This window comes from Methylomonas sp. MED-D, assembly GCF_050276835.1.
Classification (GTDB): Bacteria; Pseudomonadota; Gammaproteobacteria; order Methylococcales; family Methylomonadaceae; genus Methylomonas; species Methylomonas koyamae_A.
Genome location: NZ_CP189965.1, coordinates 1,116,599 through 1,136,908, shown reverse-complemented (window position 1 = coordinate 1,136,908; position 20,310 = coordinate 1,116,599). Strand labels below are relative to the sequence as shown.

The 20,310-nt window shown below is 53.6% G+C and carries 19 protein-coding genes; 12 read left to right on the top strand and 7 right to left on the bottom strand.

What is annotated here, in order from left to right; translation table 11 throughout:
* The first annotated feature begins 87 nt into the window (after positions 1–87).
* The 3 genes from ACQE3E_RS05055 to ACQE3E_RS05045 are packed head-to-tail and all read left to right on the top strand — an operon-like array spanning position 88 to position 3,929.
* Entirely contained in the window at positions 88–1,002 is a 915-nt protein-coding gene (locus tag ACQE3E_RS05055; RefSeq protein ID WP_313728820.1) for a hypothetical protein, read from the top strand.
* The gene (locus ACQE3E_RS05050; RefSeq protein ID WP_427501286.1) at positions 980–2,758 is read left to right on the top strand and encodes an AMP-dependent synthetase/ligase; all 1,779 of its coding nucleotides are present in this window, start codon (positions 980–982) and stop codon (positions 2,756–2,758) included. The genes ACQE3E_RS05055 and ACQE3E_RS05050 overlap by 23 nt, the downstream gene beginning before the upstream one ends.
* 43 nt (positions 2,759–2,801) lie before the next feature.
* Positions 2,802–3,929 (top strand): SDR family oxidoreductase, encoded by a 1,128-nt coding sequence (locus ACQE3E_RS05045; RefSeq protein WP_427501285.1) that lies wholly within the window; start codon positions 2,802–2,804, stop codon positions 3,927–3,929.
* Positions 3,930–4,040: 111 nt separating this feature from the next.
* Here the strand turns inward: ACQE3E_RS05045 and ACQE3E_RS05040 are convergent, their stop codons facing one another.
* The 4 genes from ACQE3E_RS05040 to ACQE3E_RS05025 all read right to left on the bottom strand — a co-directional run bounded on the left by ACQE3E_RS05040 (position 4,041) and on the right by ACQE3E_RS05025 (position 9,100).
* Positions 4,041–5,639: an FAD-binding oxidoreductase gene (locus tag ACQE3E_RS05040; RefSeq protein WP_071154829.1), complete on the bottom strand. Its 1,599-nt coding sequence runs from the start codon at positions 5,637–5,639 to the stop codon at positions 4,041–4,043.
* A complete protein-coding gene (locus tag ACQE3E_RS05035; protein WP_427501284.1) occupies positions 5,620–6,441 on the bottom strand; it encodes a hypothetical protein in 822 nt (273 codons plus the stop codon). Before ACQE3E_RS05035 ends, ACQE3E_RS05040 begins: the two co-directional genes overlap by 20 nt.
* Positions 6,442–6,519: 78 nt before the next feature.
* Positions 6,520–7,383: a PEP-CTERM sorting domain-containing protein gene (locus ACQE3E_RS05030; RefSeq protein ID WP_427501283.1), complete on the bottom strand. Its 864-nt coding sequence runs from the start codon at positions 7,381–7,383 to the stop codon at positions 6,520–6,522.
* A 781-nt stretch (positions 7,384–8,164) separates the two neighbouring features.
* Positions 8,165–9,100 carry a LysR family transcriptional regulator gene (locus ACQE3E_RS05025; protein ID WP_427501282.1) on the bottom strand — a complete coding sequence of 312 codons (936 nt, stop codon included), beginning with the start codon at positions 9,098–9,100 and terminating at the stop codon, positions 8,165–8,167.
* Between the two features lie 70 nt (positions 9,101–9,170).
* On the opposite strand from ACQE3E_RS05025, the gene ACQE3E_RS05020 reads away from it, so the two are divergent.
* From ACQE3E_RS05020 to ACQE3E_RS05005, 4 genes are all read left to right on the top strand, one after another.
* Complete coding sequence (locus ACQE3E_RS05020) at positions 9,171–9,770, top strand: FMN-dependent NADH-azoreductase (RefSeq protein ID WP_427501281.1); 600 nt, start codon at positions 9,171–9,173, stop codon at positions 9,768–9,770.
* A gap of 268 nt (positions 9,771–10,038) precedes the next feature.
* Positions 10,039–10,902, top strand: coding sequence for a pirin family protein (locus ACQE3E_RS05015; protein ID WP_071154825.1), 864 nt, complete (start codon positions 10,039–10,041; stop codon positions 10,900–10,902).
* Between the two features lie 392 nt (positions 10,903–11,294).
* Positions 11,295–12,866 (top strand): alkaline phosphatase D family protein, encoded by a 1,572-nt coding sequence (locus tag ACQE3E_RS05010; RefSeq protein WP_427501280.1) that lies wholly within the window; start codon positions 11,295–11,297, stop codon positions 12,864–12,866.
* A 40-nt stretch (positions 12,867–12,906) separates the two neighbouring features.
* Entirely contained in the window at positions 12,907–14,148 is a 1,242-nt protein-coding gene (locus ACQE3E_RS05005) for a glycerophosphodiester phosphodiesterase (RefSeq protein ID WP_396642534.1), read from the top strand.
* Between the two features lie 214 nt (positions 14,149–14,362).
* Here ACQE3E_RS05005 and ACQE3E_RS05000 read toward each other — a convergent pair whose 3' ends face one another.
* Positions 14,363–15,151 carry a PEP-CTERM/exosortase system-associated acyltransferase gene (locus ACQE3E_RS05000; protein WP_064024231.1) on the bottom strand — a complete coding sequence of 263 codons (789 nt, stop codon included), beginning with the start codon at positions 15,149–15,151 and terminating at the stop codon, positions 14,363–14,365.
* Between the two features lie 273 nt (positions 15,152–15,424).
* Here ACQE3E_RS05000 and ACQE3E_RS04995 point away from each other — a divergent pair, with 273 nt between their 5' ends.
* Positions 15,425–16,735, top strand: coding sequence for a D-alanyl-D-alanine carboxypeptidase family protein (locus ACQE3E_RS04995; protein WP_427501637.1), 1,311 nt, complete (start codon positions 15,425–15,427; stop codon positions 16,733–16,735).
* Between the two features lie 37 nt (positions 16,736–16,772).
* Here ACQE3E_RS04995 and ACQE3E_RS04990 read toward each other — a convergent pair whose 3' ends face one another.
* Positions 16,773–16,985, bottom strand: coding sequence for a SlyX family protein (locus tag ACQE3E_RS04990; protein ID WP_064024233.1), 213 nt, complete (start codon positions 16,983–16,985; stop codon positions 16,773–16,775).
* A gap of 119 nt (positions 16,986–17,104) precedes the next feature.
* On the opposite strand from ACQE3E_RS04990, the gene ACQE3E_RS04985 reads away from it, so the two are divergent.
* Genes ACQE3E_RS04985 through ACQE3E_RS04970 form a run of 4 tightly spaced genes read left to right on the top strand, consistent with a single transcriptional unit; the run spans position 17,105 to position 19,811 of the window.
* Positions 17,105–17,407 (top strand): DUF6763 family protein, encoded by a 303-nt coding sequence (locus ACQE3E_RS04985; RefSeq protein WP_064024235.1) that lies wholly within the window; start codon positions 17,105–17,107, stop codon positions 17,405–17,407.
* Between the two features lie 13 nt (positions 17,408–17,420).
* On the top strand, positions 17,421–18,269 hold the full coding sequence (locus tag ACQE3E_RS04980) for a hypothetical protein (RefSeq protein ID WP_064024237.1): 849 nt from the start codon (positions 17,421–17,423) through the stop codon (positions 18,267–18,269).
* A gap of 13 nt (positions 18,270–18,282) precedes the next feature.
* Positions 18,283–19,347: a homoserine O-succinyltransferase MetA gene (gene metA / locus ACQE3E_RS04975; RefSeq protein WP_427501279.1), complete on the top strand. Its 1,065-nt coding sequence runs from the start codon at positions 18,283–18,285 to the stop codon at positions 19,345–19,347.
* Entirely contained in the window at positions 19,347–19,811 is a 465-nt protein-coding gene (locus ACQE3E_RS04970; RefSeq protein ID WP_427501278.1) for a nucleoside deaminase, read from the top strand. The genes metA and ACQE3E_RS04970 overlap by 1 nt, the downstream gene beginning before the upstream one ends.
* On the opposite strand, the gene ACQE3E_RS04965 is transcribed toward ACQE3E_RS04970, so the two are convergent.
* A complete protein-coding gene (locus tag ACQE3E_RS04965) occupies positions 19,805–20,251 on the bottom strand; it encodes a hypothetical protein (protein WP_064024245.1) in 447 nt (148 codons plus the stop codon). The genes ACQE3E_RS04970 and ACQE3E_RS04965 overlap by 7 nt on opposite strands.
* Positions 20,252–20,310 lie beyond the last annotated feature (59 nt).

Genomic DNA, 20,310 nt, shown 5'->3' with positions numbered 1-20,310 from the left:
ATTTTAGATAGACAGCGTGCCGAACGCGAAGCCGATCTGGAAAAAGCCCTGCGCGAGTGTAAGAATCAAGCGGAATACGATTGCTTGGTGCCGCTTAGCGGCGGTAAGGACAGCATTTATTTACTTTATAAGTTAAAAGTCGAATACGGCCTTAAGGTTCTGGCCTTCACCACCGACATCAATATTCCGCCGTTAGCCTGGGACAATATTCGCCGCACGCTGAATAAGCTGGACATAGACCATGTCGTTTACCGGCCTTCCGAGCAGTTTTACCAAAAGCTCTTCCGGCATTTGCTGAAAAATCAGGAACCGCGCGGCGCGGTATACACCGTGTCGTACGTCTACGCCCCGCTATTCGAGGGCGATGCCATTAAGTTGGCCCTCGAAAAAAATATTCCGCTGATACTGGCCGGATATTCGCCCGGCCAACCCGAACCTGAACGAATGCTTTACGAGTTCTCCAGGGATTTGATTGCCAAAGTCAATTGGACGCCACCGGCACTGAAAACCAGCACCGAATTTGACGAACTAGAGCTTTCCCGATTTTTCAATCCCCAGAACTATCCTTCCGGAACTGTATTTCCCAGATACTTAGCACCCTATCACGCCTGGCCTTACAACCAGGAACAGATCATGCAAAAAGTCGTGCAACTGGGTTTGGTAAAATCCGGAAAGCACGCCAGCCCAATATTCAGCAATTATCCAATCAATTGGCTATTAATGTATTCAGACTTAAAGCATTTTGGGTACAACCCATATCTGCCGGAGTTTTCCGCATTAATACGCGAGGGCAAGGCCAATGTAAACCAATGGCGCATACTCGTGCCTATAATCGACTTTATGCTCAAAAAGAAAGTATTTTTAGGCAGTGAGGTGACAAGAAGCCTGAAATGGCTTGACCTATCGGAAAAGGAATTGACCGTAAACCACCCACTGGGTGCTTACGATCCACCCATGATAGCAACAAGGAGATTGCAAAATGCAAAGAGCGACGCTCCCTGAATTGTTAGCCACAAGAGCCAGGCAAACTCCGAACGCTAACGCTCATTGGTCGCTCGATATTCACGGCCAATGGTCACCCACCAACATCAGCCAATTCTATTTACAGGCAGTCGATCTAGCTTGGCAGCTAAAGACTCTCGGTATCGAAAAAGGGCAGACCGTCATTGTTTTGGCGGCAAGCTCAAGCCAATGGGAGTTGGCTCATCACGCTATTCTGATGCTCGGCGGTATCATTGTCGGGATAGATCCCGAAGAAACCTCGGAACATCTCGAAACCATCTCCACTCTGGTCAAAATCGATGCCATGATTATCGATCGAGTTGGACGTTTGGAAAAATTTGGCGACAGCGTCTTTAATCAAATATCCACCGTTATTTCACTTGAAGATGCCAGCGAATCCGGTAAGAGCAAGCTTCACTCGGTGACCATTCACGACCACCTCGACGAAAAACTCGACCACACGGTTTTATCAACGGCGATATTCCCCAACGACATTGCAACGATCATATTCACCTCCGGCACCACCGGTACCCCCAAGGGAATAGCGTACAGACACGAACAGATCGTCACCGCTATTCAAGCCATATTGGACACCTTCCCGGAAATTGGCCAAGCCCCCTGCCATTTGGTCTGTTGGTTGCCGTTATCGAATCTTTTTCAACGCATTGTAAACCTATGTGCGCTTGCTGGAGGTTCGGAAATATTTTTCGTAACTCAGCCGCAAAAAATCATTGAATATCTACCTCAAATCAACCCGCATGTCTTTATTGCTGTCCCGCGTTTTTACGAAAAGCTCTATCAAGAAGTCGAGAACAAATTAAATAGACAACCAAAACCTATCTATCACCTCCTCTGCTATTGTCTGTCTGCGGGGGAAAACGATTCGCCGGTCGGATGCCTATTTCGTTTTATCAATCGCCACCTATTCAAGTCGTTTACATCATTGTTCGGATGCAACATTCGATATTTGATTAGCGGTTCCGCTCCGATACCAATTTGGCTGCTAAAACGCTTCTACGCAACAGGGCTGTTGATTCTGGAGTCCTACGGTCTCAGCGAAAACGTTGTTCCGATTGCCGCGAACCGCGGCAACGACTACCGATTCGGCACTGTCGGTAAACCACTAAGCCCTAATAGGGTAATACTTGCGGAAGACGGTGAATTACTCGTTAAAGGCAGCGGAGTTTTTGGTGGCTATGTAGCGGAACAACAAGAAGACCGCAGATTAACGACGGACGGTTATTTGGCGAGCGGGGATTATGCCGAGATCGACGAACACGGCTACATTCGCCTGACCGGGCGAAAATCCGACGTGTTTAAGACCTCCACCGGCCGCAAAATCGCCCCTGTCGAAATCGAAGACTTGTTAAAAAGCCATAGTAAAATCGAGCACGCGGTTGTATTCGGCGCAAACCGCAAGTTTTTGACAACCTTGGTAACCGTGGGGGCCGAACGACCGGAAGACGCCAACGAAATGCTCGATTTCGCCAGAAAATTAGCGAAGACGCTCGCCGAAACCGCAGCGGAATTACCCAATTACAAGCGCCCGGTCGGTGCTGTGTTAAGCTTTTCGTCACTGTCGGTCGAAAGAAATGAACTGACGCGTAATTTAAAGCTGTTGCGGAGGAATATTCAAAGAGATTACGGAACGTGGATTAACCAGCTTTACGACGCATTAGACAATGGCGATTCAACTATTCACCAGCAACCCCTGTTGATTGAACCTAATATCGTGCTGCTGAAGTTACCGGCCTGACAAGTCCTTTTGCAGATCGTCCAATCGCACCCAAGGAATAACGATGAAATCCAATTACTTCGTCACAGGCGCGACCGGCGCTATCGGCAGCATGCTGGTACCGCTATTGCTGGAAGAACCACAAAACCGAATTTGGTTGTTAATCCGCGCGAAATCACCCGAGCACCTCCGGCAACGACTAGAGGAACTGATTGAATTCTGGGAACTGGATACCACTCGAGCCGACGACGCGCGCCGACGGATTAGCCTACTACAAGGGGACACCGATGAGCCGCGCTTTGCCCTATCCGAGCAAGCCTATGGAGAAATCGTTAATTCATGCACGCACATTATCCATAGCGCCGGCGTGGTACGGATGAATCTGCCGCTGGACACGGCTCGCAAACACGCATTGAGCGCCGTCAAAAACATTGTAGAACTGGCTCACGCCTGCCAAGTGGCGGGAGTATTGCAGAAGGTAGAATATGTCAGCACTATTGGGGTAGCTGGCAAGATGTCCGGCTCAATACCGGAAACATGGATTACCGAAACGAGAGCATTTCATAACACATACGAGCAATCCAAGGCTGAAGCAGAAGATTACTTAAGAGAAAAGATGCTCGAACTCAATTTACCTGTAACTGTACACCGTCCGAGTATGGTTGTCGGACACTCCGAAACAGGTAAGATCATTCACTTCCAAATTTTTTATTATATTTGTGACTTTCTGTCAGGGCGCCTTACATTTGGACTATTACCGCACCTCGGCAACGCAAAGCTGGATATAATACCAGTTGATTATGTTGCAAAATGTATAAAAACCAGCTCGCAAAGACTAGATTTCGTTGGAAAAATATTTCATCTTTGCTCCGGACCCGATCAAGCATTAAAATTAGTCGATATAATAAAAATATTACAATGTATATCAAAGGAGCATGTTTTAGATATACCGAAAGTTATATCTATTCCACTATGGGCTTTCAATATATTAACCAAAGCTACTAAACATTTTATCCCGAAGAGCACCCGCCGAAAAACAAAGTCATTTCCTTTTTTTTTAGCATATTTAGAGGCTCGGACCAGCTTTGACAACCAATTATCAGTGCAGACTCTACCGATCCAGCCACCTTTAACCCACACATATTTTCAAACAGTAATTACACGATATTGGACTCGCCAGCGATTTAAATAACAAGTGGTTTTTTGCGCAATGCTCAAGTATATACAACCTGTCTTTCGAAGGATTATGATTTATTAAACCTTTTGATTTTGCTAACGACTACATTGCTGAATGAGCCAAGAATCACAATCCGTAACGACCCGGAGCCATAATATTACTCGGATCCACTGCTTTCTTTACAACTTGCAAGAAAGAAGGTACTGCATTTTTTTCGCTTGGCAAAGACATAGACTGAATGCCCAGCCTATAAGGTATAAATCCTGATGCTATACCGGTATCCAACAACTCGTGATAACACGCATGAGCACGAGCAACCTCTTCTGAATTTTGCCTATCAAACAAAATTGGTATCGTGCTATCCCAACAGCGATCGGAAATACTCGTTAGCGTAATTAATGGCTCCATCTGATATTTAATACAAATTTTTGTAACCATTTCAATAAAAGCCCTGGTCAATTTAGGCTTCATTGGAAGAAGTGGGGAGTACCATATTAGCCCACAACCGTCAGCATCCGGATTCATAGGTGCACCGTCAGTTGGTATCGTCCCTGATCGCCAATACGCAAGTGGCAAGGCTATTTCACTGGGCTCTCCGGCGAATATCTGCATACTCTTGTTTAGAGAGTCCAAAATCTTTACAAGATGCATTTCACGAATCACTGGCAGCGCTCGTGCTACACCATATAACAATCTGACCTTTTCCGGCGTAAAGAACACAAGGCGCTTAGCTACTGGCCGTAATATTCTGCGGATTTCGCCCTTAACCGCTTTCACGACTTTTTTGTTACCGTAGATCGCACCAACTCCCGTCCATTCCATGATCTGGTTGCGCTTCATCAGCTTTTTCAAAATATCGTCCGGAATCATTCCGTCATCACCGACTCGATCTTTCGGATATGGCTCCGACATCGATAACATACGATGTTTGTTCATCAAATTTATCGATCCCGTCACCGCACCGACTTCTCTAAGAACCTGCCGCACTTTTTCTACGGCCAACTCCAAATCGTCAGACTTTTTTACGCCAAAGAAGAAAGCCTCGACTCGTTCTGGCTTAGGCGCCAAGGCTATCGTCATTTTCGTCACAATTCCAAAATTGCCTTGAGAGAACAAACCGTCACAGTAAGGCCCCATCCCATACTTGAAAGCCTTATCTATCTCATCTCCTCCCAATCCCTCCATCATGGAACGATAAATTTCACCGTTCGGCAGAACAGCTTCCAAACTCATCACCGCGCCAAAATGATCAGCATAAGGCGTTATACCGTAACCGCGCTCCAAAGCGTTGCCAACCAAACTGCAATCGGGGCCAGCTCCATGCACGGGAACCAAATACATATATTTCTTTTCTTTGAGATACATATCTAGTTGGCGCTGAGTGACTCCTGGCTCAACTGTCAGTAAACCAGTCTCCGAATCAAACTCCAACGACTTCATCTTTGACAAATCAACAAGAACGCATCCGTCCTGAGCAGGGCTCGCGGAGCCGTAACCCCAATTATGACCAGTACTTATAGGATATAGAGGAATTTGATGTTTATTGGCGATGAGGACAGCCGCCTCTACTGCCGCCCTAGACTTAGGAATAAGCGTTCCAAAGATCCGACGGTCAATAGCCAAAGTCGAAGTTATCAGCGACTGAGGAAAAATGACAGAATCTTCGGCCAACTCGGGATGACGTTTCCAGTCCGCAATAGCATTTTCAAGGTTCGAATTTTTCATCGGCTTCTCCTGTGTGGTTATCAGAAGGATAGCCTATTAGGTAGGTCACACCAACCGGTAAAAACCCAACACGCTTCAAACCGATCTTCCAACGATATTCCGGCGCATTCAAAGTAGCCACAATTTCTTGAAGTTCAGCAACTGAGTAGGTCCTAAGGCACGAGACTACTCCATCAAACAAGACCACAAAGGGAACAACAGGAATCAGATAGGTAAAAATCAGTCTTGACCAGCGAAAAGGCCTAATGCAAGGTGTCAATACCCAAACCAAAAGAGGGGTGAACAACATATATACAATCAACAATATATGTCTCTGAGTACTCTCAAAAACAGCGATCCCCTCACGACGGTCAACAGCGTTCTGCAGAATTGAACGAGCCAAATCCGGCGTAAAATGATGAAAGCTCGAAAACAATGTGCGAAAACCTTGTAGATCAACAGAAACGTTAGCGGCGTCTATCGAGTCAACACAAACCTCAAAATCGTTCGGATAGCGAGCCTTTGCACTTCTGAAGGCCTCCACGTTAGGGTATAAGTCCGTTAACGTAACGCTCATATCTAGCCCGCCATTCGCGAACTTCATCTTATCAATAATAGCGAGCCATGTTACTCCACCCGCGCAAAGATCAATCACTCGACTAGGTCTACCTTCTCTTGCAATGGCTTCCCACAACAGCGATACAATGGGATCATATAAATTGAATATTCGGACAATGTATTGAAGAAAGTCGGTAACGCTGTCCCGAATAGATCCCGGACACCAGCTTTGGTCTTCTATTTCAAATAAATGGATACGCTTCATCGTTATGAAAAACCATAAAAAGCAAAATGCCCTCGCAAGGAGGGCATTCTAGTCCAAATGAACGTAAAATCTAGAAAATCAAGCTGCGAATTTGCGGCGAGAAAATTTGCTAAAACCCATCATCCCCAAACCCAACAACGCTAAGGACGATGGCTCTGGAACTGTACGAGTGTCACCAGTCAACTCGGCTGTACCGGTAGTAAAGTTGTCCCCATTTTTAAACTGAGAGCTGGAGGTGTAAAACAAATCCGAAACCCCACCGTTGGTATTGGTTTGATTGTCAGTGTCGAAATAACTTGCCGCCGCACCACCGATAACAGAGAAGTAAGCATCGACTGACCCAAACAAATTGCTGCCTGCCACGATAGTATTCAGCGTCAATGTATCGATTTTCAGCTTAAGGAACGGTTCGGAATAAGTAGTATCAACCGCATCTACTGTCTCTGGCAATGTATTACCGTAATTCAAAGCGGCGTCGGAATAGATGTTAACCCAAGCGCTGCTCAAATCAAGGGTGAAAACCGGAACCGCAGGATTGGTTAAATCAACGCTATTCACTACAATGCCACCAAAACCATAGGTTAACTGAACATTGGTAGCGAAGTCAGCTGGATTAGTATCTGGGCTAGGATCGCCAACAATTGAGTTAATACCGTTGAACTCGGCGAATATGCCAGTACCCGTCAAGCTGCTTCCGGCCAGAGCTCCGAGGTTAACCAGATCGATGGTAAGCCTTGGCGAAAACGTGTTTTCTGCCGAAGCGGTTTGAAACCACTGAGTGTAGGTGGTTTTGCCAACGAAATCATCAGCTGGCTGACCAGGATTGCCGTTGACGGCATTCGGATCCCAATTAATATTCTGCACCGTGACTGCACTAGCCGCACTAGCGCCAAATACGGACAAAGCACCCACAAAAATTGCTGAAGTGAGTTTAGTGTTCATGCTTACCTCCAAAGTTAAGATATAAAGAGAAACTCGAATCTGTTAAAGCACTCAGCGTGCCAAAATCTCAACACACTGAAACTATTGATATTTTTATTCGAAGGCCAACACCATCCCATTCGACCTGTAAAAAAAACTGACAACATTCTCAAAAAAGCTGAAGCGCCCCGGATTTCTGGGGAGGTTCCCGCCTTTTCGTGAATGGAGCAATGAAAGAGAAAACGTCAAACCATTATTCGTCAGAAATCCGACAGCGAGCGATTCGCATGGTGCGAGTACATCAAGGCGAATATCCGTCGAAATGGGCGGCGATTCAGTCGATTTCAGCGAAGTTTCGCCGTACGGCTGAAACGTTACGCCGCTGGCTGAGGCAAACCCGAAAAACGAATGACGCGCAAATGAAGCCACTAGTAGCTATTCGGATCGGATCAAGGCGTTGGAGCTGAGAGTGCGCGAATGACGCCCAGCCAACGAGATTTTGTGCGCAGTCTCCGGGTTTTTGATGCGGTCATTTTTTCTCCTTTAGGGAATGGCAGTTTCCTACCTACTAATAGCCGTTTACACAAAAACGCTTACACTATCGGCATTATGCGGACTAAGCGACTGGCGCTTTTCATTCCTGGCTGACTTCTCGAACCAGCCAAACGGACAGCCGCCCACTTCACCATGAAAGTCATTGGGCAAAATTCGGATACACCTGTGTTGAAACGAGGTCGACCGCCACCAAAACCGCCACGCCCATCTTTCTCATTATCCAGGATAACAAATCACTTCATTTTCGTTAGCTTGCCTGCTTACCGAAGCGCTCCGCCAAAAAATCCAAGAACACTCGAGTCTTGGTCGGCATTAGCTTTCGGCCTGGGAATACCGCCCAGACATCGACACCGGGAAGTTGCCAGTCCGCTAGCAAACGCACCAGTTCACCAGTATGCAAACTCAATTCACCGTAGACTTTTGGCGCCGCGACAATACCGCGACCCAGACGAGCCAGTTTAACCAATAACTCCGGCGAATTGGCGGTGACCGCCGCGGGCGGCAGGCCGGTCCAAAGTTCTTCACCGCGCCGCAACCGCCAGGGCGCGATTTCTTGATTGGCCGCTACCAGATGCAACGCGGTATGCTCCGCCAATTGCCGGGGATGATCCGGCGTGCCGGCGCGCGCCAAATAGTGTGGCGCCGCGTACAAACCGAATTCGAACCGGTCCAGGCGCTTAGCCGCCAACGTCGTGTCGTCGGCCAATTCGCCGACCCGAATCGCCAAGTCGTAGCCTTCCCCAACCAAATCCACCCGTCGCGGCGATAGATCCAGGGCCAACACCACATCGGGATAGCGTTCCCCGAATTCGGCTAACAGCGGCGCCAAAGCCAAACTGGCGAAATCGCCGGGAACGGATAAACGCAACCGACCGGACGGCGTCACTTGCCGATGCGCCGCCCAGGCCGCCGCCGCGTTGGTTTCCTCACCGATTTGCCGACCATGTTCCCGCAAACGTTCGCCTAGCTCGGTCAGGGTCAACTTACGCGTCGTGCGTTGCAACAAACGCTCGCCCAGACGCTGCTCCAGCAACGCGATGCGCCTAGACAACGACGACTTGGGCAATCCCGCCGCTTCGGCGGCCCTGGAAAAGCTGCCGCAATCGGCCACCTTGGCGAATAGCCACAAATCGTTCGGCTCGATGCCGGGATATTGTTGCTCTAGTGGAATAATGTTATCCATTTTCACGTCTTATCGTTTTGATTATCCCGAATTATAGTAGCCCCATCCACTGACATTTGGGAGACCAACGATGAACCTTCTGCAAATCAACACCAGCATTCGCGGCGAACAAAGCCACTCCAGCCATTTGGCGACACTATTGACTGAAAAGTTACAAGCCGCCTATCCGGATTCCGAGTTAATTAAACGCGACTTGGCGCAATCCTCTCCACCGCTGTTGGACGGCGCGGCTCTCGGCGTGTTGTTCACGCCGGCCGAACAGCGCGACGCAGAACAGCAGGCCTTGGCGGAACGTTTCGACGCCTTGATAGACGAAATCCAACAAGCCGACCGTATCGTGCTGGGCGTTCCGATGTACAACTTCGGGATTCCCGCCCAGCTCAAAGCCTGGTTCGATGCCATTGCCCGCGCCGACCTGACGTTTCGTTACACCGAGTCCGGCCCGGAAGGCTTGTTGCGCGGCAAAAAGGTTTATTTAACCTTAACTTATGGCGGACAACACAGTGACACTCCCTTGGATACGATGACGCCCTACCTGCAAACGATGCTGGGCTTTTTGGGCATGACCGATCTGACGTTCATCCATGCCGAAGGCCTGGCAAGAAGCGGCGATGTCGCCGAACTGGCCTTGCGGCAAGCCGAACTGGAAATTGCCGCGCTGGAAATATGACCGGCGGCCCCATCCTGCGGCGAGTTCCAAATCCGTCACCCCCTCGAGGATTTGCCCTGCCGATGATTGAATCGACCGGCATGTTCCCTTCGACTCCGCTCAGGGACCGCTTCGGCTCCGCTCAGGGGATGCTTCGGCTCGGCTCAGGGAACGCCACGCTCCGCTCAGGGAAACGCCACGCTCGGATCAGGAACTGTGCCGATGCCGCTCGGTCCCCGCGCGATGCCGAAGGGACCTTAAACACGCCCAATTAAAATGAGATCAACCGATGAGCCCAACATCCGCTTCCACCGTAAATCACTCCCGGACTATCGAACAATTAGTCACCGGGCTTAACACAACCGACGGCGCCGGCGTCCAACTGACGCGGCTGATACCGCCAAGTTTACAAAAACGGCTGGACCCGTTTCTATTGCTGGACGCCTTTGGCAGCAACAACCCCGGCGATTATGTCGCCGGCTTCCCCAGCCACCCGCATCGCGGCTTCGAGACCCTGACCTATTTGCTGGCCGGCCGCATGAGGCATAGCGACAATGCCGGTCACGCCGGGTTATTGGAAACCGGCGGGATACAGTGGATGACCGCCGGACGCGGGATTATCCATTCGGAAATGCCGGAGCAGAAAGACGGTTTGTTGGCAGGCTTTCAACTGTGGATCAATCTGCCGGCCGCGCACAAAATGCAGCCCCCCAGCTACCTCGACGTGCAAAGCCCGGCGATACCGGAACTCGAGCTACCGAACGGCGGCCTGCTCCGCGTGATTGCCGGCGACAGTCATGGCGTGGCGGGCGCGATACAACGGCCGGTCACCGAACCGTTGTTTCTGGATCTGCACTTGCCGGCCGGCGACGCATTCAGCCAAGCGCTGCCGCCCGACCGCAATGCCTTTATCTACGTTTATCGCGGCGAGCTGACGGTCGGCGGGCGCAAGCTCGCGGCTCGGCAATTGGCGGTGTTAAATAATCGGTCGGAAAGCGACGGCGTGGTGATGATCGCCGAACAGGACAGCCAAGCCATACTGATCGCCGGCCGGCCGCTGCGTGAACCGATTGTGCAGCGCGGCCCGTTCGTGATGAACAGCGAGGCCGAAATTCTGCAAGCGATAGACGACTACCAAAACGGCCGCTTGTAAACCGGGGACCGGTCCCCACCGGAACTCGGCCACGACGTCTTCAGTAAACCGACCGCGCCGCAAGCCCAAACCTTCGCGCCAAACGCACGCGCGAAAGAAACGACACGGCGAGTGCATTCCGCCTGTGTCCTGCAACGCAAAGCAGCACGCCAGCTCATTCCGCCCGGCAGCAACAGCCGGGCGGACTTAACGGCGCATTCGATGCGTCTGCCACGACTTCGCCACGGCCCAAATCCGCGCGACGAACGACTGATAAAAAAGCGGCATTCCAAATCCCTCCCGCCACCCGATCCCGCCGATTCCCTCGAGAAATCAAGCGGCTCCGCTTAATCATCCTGTCATTTTGCGCTGCCTATAATCCCGGCCTCCTCTACCCAGCCCTGGAATTAAACATGCGTAAATTAAGCAGATTTACCCGTATCGCCGGCCAATCGGCGCTGCTGGCGGCCATTGCCGCTTTAACAAACCCGGCTTGCGCGGTGGACGCCCCGCAAATGCCGCAAGGCATCCAATTCGGCGATCCGCTGCCGGGCAGAACCGTGGTGTGGAGCCGTGCCGACCGTCCGGCGCGCATGTTCGTGCAATATGCGTTCGATGCCGACTTCACCAATCCGGTGACGATTCGCGGCCCATACGCAACGCCGGAATCCGATTTCACCGCCCGCCAGGATTTGGTCGATCTGCCGGCCGGCCAAGACGTTTACGTCAAGGTCTGGTTCGAAGACTTGACCAACGCTCGCAATGCCAGCGCGGCGGTGACCGGGCATTTCCACACGATAGGCAAACGCGACAACATCCGCTTTGTGTGGGGCGGCGACATCGCCGGCCAGGGCTGGGGCATCAACGAAAGTTTCGGCGGCATGAAAATCTACGAAGCGATGCGTAAAGTCCAACCGCAATTCTTCATCGAAAGCGGCGACAGCGTGTATTCCGACGGCCCGATTAAAGAAAGCGTGGTCGCCGAGAACGGCCAAGTTTGGACCAATCTGGTCACGCCGGAAGTCTCCAAAGTAGCCGAAACGCTGGACGAGTTTCGCGGCCGCTACAAATACAACCTGCTGGACGCCAATCTGCGCCGCTTTAACGCCGAAGTACCGCAAATCTGGCAATGGGACGACCACGAAGTGGTCAACAACTGGTCGGATGCCAAGGACCTGAGCAACGACGCGCGCTATACCATCAAGGATATTCCGACCCTGATCGCCCACGCCACCCAAGCCTTCCACGAATACGCGCCGCTACGCCCGCACGGTGCGGAAGAATCCGACCGGGTTTACCGGAAATTGTCTTACGGCAAGTTGCTGGAGGTGTTCGTCTTAGACATGCGCAGCTACCGTGGTCCGAACACCGCCAATCTGCAAACCTCCGAAAGCGAGGAAACCGCATTCCTGGGCGAGGAACAACTGGCTCGTCTGGAAGAAGCCTTGGCCAGCTCCGACGCCACCTGGAAAATCATTTCGGCCGACATGCCGATCGGCTTGAACATCGGCGACGGTAGCTTGCCGGACGGCACGCCGCGCTGGGAAGCGATCGCCAACGGCAACAATGGTCCGGCCGCCGGCCGCGAGCTGGAAATCGCCCGCTTGCTGAGCTTTATCAAACACGCGCACGTCAAAAACGTAGTGTGGCTGACCGCCGACGTGCATTACGCCGCCGCGCACTATTACGACCCAAGCAAGGCCGCCAGCAAAGATTTCGCGCCGTTCTGGGAATTCGTCGCCGGCCCGCTGAACGCCGGTTCGTTCGGCCCGAACGGCACCGACGGCACCTTCGGCCCGCAAGTGGTATTCAGCAAGGCGCCACCGGCCGGTCAAGTGAACCTGTCACCGTACGCCGGCTTGCAGTTCTTCGGTCAAGTCGATATCGACCAGCGCAGCCGAGCCCTGCGGGTTGCGTTGAAAGACATCAATGGCGCGACGGTGTTCAGCAAAGTACTGCCCGCCGACGGCGAACGCCGCGATTAATATCCTAGGAAGCTCACCTTTCCTTAACTAAGGAGCCAACATGTTTAAAATGCTTTACAACCTGCCGGCGGCGGCCGTTTCCCTGGCTATATTGACTGGGCCCGGCACCGCCGCCGCCCATTCCTATCACCGAGATCACGGCACCATGCAAACCAGCCCTCTCGTCATCGGCCATCGCGGTGCCGCCGGTTACCGGCCGGAGCACACATTGGCGGGCTATACGCTGGCAATCGAGATGGGCGTCGATTTCATCGAGCCCGATTTGGTGTTGACCAAGGACGGCCAGATGATCGCCCGCCACGAGCCGATGATAGGCGGCACCACCGACGTGGCCAATCACCCGGAATTCGCCGGCCGCAAAACCAAGCGGATGGTGGATGGTGTCGAATACGAAGACTGGTTTGCCAGCGACTTTACGTTGGCCGAGATCAAAACCCTGCGCGCCAGGGAACGTTTACCGCAAACGCGGCCGGCCAACACCGCCTACGACGGCCTGTATGAAATTCCGACACTGGAAGAAGTCATCGCGCTGGCCAAGCAAAAAAGCCGGGAAACCGGCCGGACCATCGGCATTTATCCGGAAATCAAGCATTCCACCTATCACGCCGACTTGAAAGCCGCCAACCGCCGGCCGCTGTTCGGCCGGAATTTCTTCGAAAACAAGTTGTTGGCCAAATTGCACGCCGCCTACGGCGATAGCGCCTGCGCGCCGGTGTTCATCCAATCCTTCGAAGTCGGCAATCTGCAATATCTGAGCAGGAAAACCGACATTCGCTTGGTGCAGTTGATCGACGCCGACGATGTCAATGCCGATGGTTCGCTGTCGCTGGTTCCGCCTTACAAACAGCCTTACGATTTCGTTAAAGCCGGCGACCCGCGCACTTTTGCGGATTTGTTAAGCGAAACCGGCCTGGATTTCGTTAAGTCCTATGCCGACGCAATCGGCCCATGGAAACCTTATCTGGTGAAAACGGTGGCCGATGGCGTGGACCGTACCGGCGACGGTAGCATAGACCTTCACGACCGCCGAGTGGACGGCAGTACCGGCGTACTGGAAATGGCGCACGACAAGGGTTTGCAGGTGCATAGCTGGACCTTCCGCAACGACTCCGGCGGTTACGGTTTCGCGGACCCGCAACAGGAAATGAGCTACTACTTCGATTTAGGCGTGGATGGCTTATTCACCGACTTCCCGGACACCGGCGTGGCGGCTCGCGATGCCTCGGCGAACGCCGACTCGACCTTTAGTCAATGCCGCCGCGGCCGGCATCGCGAGGATTGATTCGGCTTGACCCCAGTTTCGCCAAGCCGGCGGTGGTTGATACGGAAAAGCCAGGCGAGCAAACCCAGTTTGCACGTCTGGCGCCCTGTTTGCCGAATGGCTCGAGCAAGCTGGAACGCTCAAGGACTAACGCCGTGACTAGCGCTGCGGCACTCTTCTGTCGATGATCGGCAACCGAGTTGCCGGTCTATCGATTTCCGCCGTTATAGTTTTTCTAATAGCGCGGCTGAATATAGGAAACCGAACCGATCTGGCGTAGCGGCCTGCGTAAATAGCCATAGGCGGCGAATTCATCGTTCAGCTCGGAGTAGCGCAGAAAATCGCGCTTGTAGTCGTGTTCCCATATCGGGTTTTTCAGGATATGCGCCACGCTCAATCGATACGCGGTACGCACGCCGTTCAACCCGCAAGGTTCGGCGATCTGAGTCATTTCAAAGCCTTCGCGCTTGACCGCATGCGCCAACGACGGCGTGACTAGGATGTACCAGTCTCTGATTCCGGTTTGCCGGCAATACACGACGGCCGCCCGATATAAACCCCACATCACGCTACGGCTCAAGTTTTTATAATCTTGCAGGAAACTGACACGCCGATCGACTTCGCCGTTGGCCAACACCTTGGCCGGCCGCCTGTGCAAGTTTAAGCGCCGCGCTTCCCGCAGCACGCACAGCCTGGAAATTTCCACCGAGTTGCGGTATTGATTCACCGACAGAGGCTGGTAGGGGGTGCAGCGATCCTCGAGCGGAAACCGATAGCCTCTCGGCTTGACCAACCGCATGGCTCCCAGCCAACAGCCGCTATCGCGATGGCGGACCAAAAAATGGACGGCGTTTTCATCCCAATAATCCTTCTCCAATCTATCGGGAAACCGCTCCTTGTCTTCGTAGCCCATTTCATCGCAATACACCCGAAACCGGAGGTTGTAATGGATTTCCAGACTCTCGGGCGTATCAGCCAGAAACACATCAAAACTATTGTCAAAATAACGTTTTTCTTCAATCAAGCGACACCATCCCGACGACTATAGATCCCTTGCTGCCCAGACTGTTTGTCAAATAGCAGCCCCGAGCTTAGATAATATAACAATTTTAAGCATTTACAAACCGCAATTGCCCTTTTGTTCAAGCAAAAAACCGGCTAAGCTTGCCCAAAAAAATTCCAGAATATTTGGTCACCGATTCGAAAATAAGCCTTTTTTGAAAGCGATTATTCTGATTAAATAATCCAGTCAAAACCTTACACCACCTACTTGGAGCAAAGTAAGAACTTGAGTACCGTGCCGCGCCTAAACCTAGCCCTCGCCTCAATCGCCTGCCTGCTGCTGCACGGTTCGCCGGCCGCCGCCCGTTACGCGGCCATCGTCATCGATGCCGATACGGGCAGAGTCGTTCACGAAACCGACTCCACGCATCGCTGGTATCCTGCCTCGCTGACCAAGGTCATGACGATTTACATGACGTTCTCGGCGATAGAATCCGGTCACCTGCACCTGAACGACACAGTCACGGTATCCCGACACGCTTCGCTGCAACCCAGCTCCAAGTTGGGCTTGCGCCAAGGCCAAAACCTGACCGTCGAGCAGGCCATCATGGCGGTAACGACCCGCTCGGCCAACGACGCGGCGGTGGTGCTGGCAGAGCATCTGGGCGGTACCGAAAGCAATTTCGCGGCGATGATGACCCAAACGGCGCATCGGCTGGGCATGTATAACAGTTCGTTTCAGAACGCCAGCGGCCTGCCTGACGACGGCCAGATCAGCAGCGCTCGCGATTTAGCCTTGTTGTCCGCCGCATTGATCCGCGACTTTCCGCAGCACTACCGTTTTTTCTCGGCGACCGAATTTCGCTACAAGGGCCGGGTTCTGCCGAATACCAACCGCATTCTGAAAAGCTATCCGGATGCCGACGGCCTGAAGACCGGTTTTACTTGCGGCTCCGGGTACAACCTGATCGCCTCGGCCAAACGCAACGGCCATCGCTTGATCGGCGTGTTGTTGGGGGCGCACAGTAGTGCCGAACGCTTTCAACAAATGGAAAACCTGCTGGACCTGGGCTTTACCAACAGTGCCAGCGGCTTGTACGGCAGCCACATCAGCCAATTGCAAGACGGCAGCGGCGCGCCGCCGCCGTTCCAGTTGTCTTCCAATCGTTGCGCCGGTAGCGCCGAGCAGATGGGCGCCGACTCCGGCAGCAACCGTTACGAGCCGATTCGGATCAATCCCGGCCATTCGGAACGCCGCAAGGCGGTCCCGGAAACCCATACCGCCAGCGTCAAAAGCCATTCCAGCGAGCGCGCCTGGTCGGTCGCGATGGGCAATTTCGCGCGCAAGATCGACGCCGACGTCAATCTGAAACGCGCCAGGAGCGCGCTCGGCCCGCTAGCCAAAGCCGGCCAAGCTCGTATCGTCCGCCAAAAATTCAAGGGCGGCGTGTTTTGGAAAACCGTTTGGACCGGGCTGGCGCAAGACGACAGCCGCGATTTCTGCCGGCGACTGCATTCTAAAAATCTGGATTGCACGGCATTGCCGCCATCCGCCAAATCGGTCGCTAGCGCCGAAACGCCGCGTCGGCGCGTCAAGGCCGGCTAAACGGCGGGAAGCACAGCCCGGCCGGATGCCGGCCGGTTCAATAATGCGGCGGACGCTCGTCCGCCTGCGCTCCGCCGCCATCGTTAATGGCATGTCCCAGGCTTTTAATCTTGTCGTGCAATAACTTGCAAGTTTCTTCCAGTTTGCCGATCTGGATTTGTTGACCGGCCACCACCTGATTCAGGGCCTGTATCAGGTCTTCCTGATACGCCTGCCTGATCTCCAATTCGATGATTCTATCCACGTTCATGATCTGTACCGACCAAGAGTAAATCGCCATTCTAACCGAATTCGCCGGCGACTCGGCTCGCACAGTCTCGGCAAACTCGCTATCATTGGGCGGGTAAACCACTTAGCGAGGACGCAACGATGACTACTATCGCAGACCCGGTGATCGGCCGTTGGTATAAAGACTTGGAAAGCAACCTCACCTTCAAGGTCGTCGCCATCGAAGGCAACGACGACAACATCGAAGTCCAATACGCCAATGGCGATCTGGGCGAATACGACAACGAAAGTTGGTACAACTCGACGATAGACTATATCGAGGATCCGGAAGACTGGAGCGCGCCGTTCGACGATTTGGAGGCCGACGATCTCGGCTATACCGATCCCGATCGCCACGCCCGCCCGGACTCGGAAGATTTGGATATCAGCGATTTTTTGGATTAAGCAATCACCTTTTATGAAAATGACCGCCCAACAATTCTTGGACTGGGAATCCAAGAGCATCACGCTGCTGGCCATGTCCGGCGCGGGCAAGACTACCTTGTCCAACAAACTGCCCAAGGACAAATGGTTCCACTATTCCGGGGATTACCGGATCGGCACCAAGTACTTGGAAGAACCCATCCTGGACAACATCAAACAGCAGGCGATGGGCGTGCCGTTTTTGCGCGAGCTGCTTAAATCGGACTCGATCTACATCTGCAACAATATTACCGTCGATAATCTGGCGCCGGTATCGAGTTTCCTGGGCAAAATCGGCGATCCGGCCAAGGGCGGCCTGACGCTGGCCGAATTCAAGCGCCGGCAGGCACTACACCATCAGGCCGAAATCGCGGCGATGAACGACGTGCCGGATTTCATTCATAAGGCCGAAGCGATTTACGGCTACAAACATTTTTTGAACGACGCAGGCGGTAGCGTCTGCGAACTCGATTGCCCTGAGGTTCTCGAAACGCTGGCCGAGCACACGCTGATCGTTTACATCCAGATTCCGCCAGCGCTGGAGCAAACCATCATCGACCGGGCCAAGCAAGATCCGAAACCGCTCTACTACCGCCCCGAATTCGTCGATGCCAAGCTGGCGCGATTCATGAGCGAACGCGGTTACGCCTCGACCGACCAAATTCCGCCGGATGACTTCGTCACTTGGGTATTTCCGGAGCTGTTCAAGGCCCGCGTGCCGCGCTACGAAGCGATTGCCGCCCAATACGGCTACACGGTTAGCGCCGACGAAACGGCCCGGATTCAAAGCGAGCAAGATTTCATCGAATTGATCGCCGCGGCCATCGACCGCCAAAGCGCATGAGGCCTCTACCGCAATGCCGCTAGTTGCCCATACCGATTTGCCGACCTTCGGCCGTCTGCGCGACGAAGGCGAAGAAATCCTCAGTCCGGCGCGCGCGCTAGGCCAATCCATCCGCGAATTGCATATCGGCCTGCTCAACATCATGCCCGATGCCGCGCTGGAAGCCACCGAACGCCAGTTTTTCCGGCTGGTCGGCGCTTGTAATCAGATTGCCCAATTTCACGTTCATCCATTCACGATCGCCGGCCTGGAACGCGGCCCTGAAGCGCTGGCTCATATCGAGCGCTATTACGAATCCTTCGAGCAAATCAAGCGGGACGGCCTGGATGCATTGATCATCAGCGGCGCCAACGTCACCCACGACCACTTGCAGGACGAAGCGTTTTGGGGACCGTTGACCGAAGTCTTCGAATGGGCCAAGCAAAACGTCACGTCGGTCCTGTGCTCCTGCCTCGCCACCCATGCCTTGATCCAACACTGCTACGGCGTCGAGCGCACCCGCTTGCCCAGCAAACGCTGGGGAGTGTTCTCGCACAAGGTCGTCGACCGCCGCCATCCGTTGGTGGCCGAAATCAACACCCGCTTCGACGTACCGCACTCGCGCTACAACGAAGTCTTTCAAGCGGACATGGCAAAACACGGATTGAAAGTGTTGGTGGCCAGCGATCAGGCGGGCGTACATCTGGCGGTCAGTCCAGACGGCTTCCGTATCGTATTCTTCCAAGGCCATCCGGAATACGACGACATCAGCCTGCTGAAGGAATACAAGCGCGAGGTACTGCGGTTTTACCGAGCCGAGCGCGACGATTACCCGCCGTTCCCGGAAAACTACTTCGATCCGGCGACGCAACGCCTACTGTCCGAGTACGAAGCGGAGGTCAAGGCCGCCCGGCACGGCGCCAGACCGCTAAAAGCCCTGCCCGAGGAGGAGATACTCGGCCATTTGGACATTACTTGGCGCGACTCCGCCAAGGCGGTGTTCAACAATTGGCTGGGCAAGGTTTACCAAATCACCAACGAAGACCGGCGTTTGCCGTTCATGACCGGCATCGACCCGGACAACCCGTTGGGCCTCTAATGGACGCCGGCTTTTTACAGCAAGCGGTGGATTTGGCCACCGCCAATGTCGAACAAGGCGGCGGACCGTTCGGCGCGCTGATCGTCCGGGACGGCCGAGTCATCGCCGCCAGCGGCAATCGGGTGACCGCCGACCTGGACCCGAGCGCTCACGCCGAAGTCGCGGCAATCCGTCTGGCCTGTCGGGCGCTCGGCGACTTTCAGCTGCCCGACTGCACGCTCTACACCAGTTGCGAACCCTGCCCGATGTGCTTGGGCGCGATTTATTGGGCGCGACTAAAGGCGGTGTATTACGCCAGCGACCGCCACGACGCGGCCCAAGCCGGTTTCGACGACGGCTTTATCTACGACGAAATCGGCAAGGCCGCCGAGCACCGCCGAATCGCAATGCGCCGACTGCCGCTGGCGGAACCGGATCTGCCGTTCCGCCGTTGGCAGGCCAAAACCGACAAAATCCGCTATTGAGCGGCCGGCGCCACCGCCGTTTTCGCGGGCGCCTCGGCCCCCTTGATTTTCAGCAGCCAACCATCCTGACCCAGGCAACCGCTAGCGATGGTCTTGCTTTCGGCGGCTTTCGCGGTGACGTGTATCCTGGCGAACCCGCCGCTCAGCGCCGGTAAAGTCGTATTGACCAGATAGAAGGTCTTTTTATTGACAACATCCACTTTCATTTTCTCGCCACGTGCCTCGGCGGTGATCGTAAACGGGTCGGCGTTGGGCGAAACGTGAAACGACAACGGCACGCCCGGTGCCACTTCCGCCATGTGCGCGGGCTCGAAGTCCCGAAATTTGGGTTTTTTACATTGCTGTTTTTCTTCTTCGTCGGGCGTTACCGCCGCTACCGCGCCCGAAAAGAACACCGCGCACAGCAAGGCCGCGCGTTTCCAGCCTGATGAACCTCTCATGTTGATCCCCTTGTTGTTATTCTAATGATCGAAAGCCGTCCCGGCCGCCGCTCTACGGC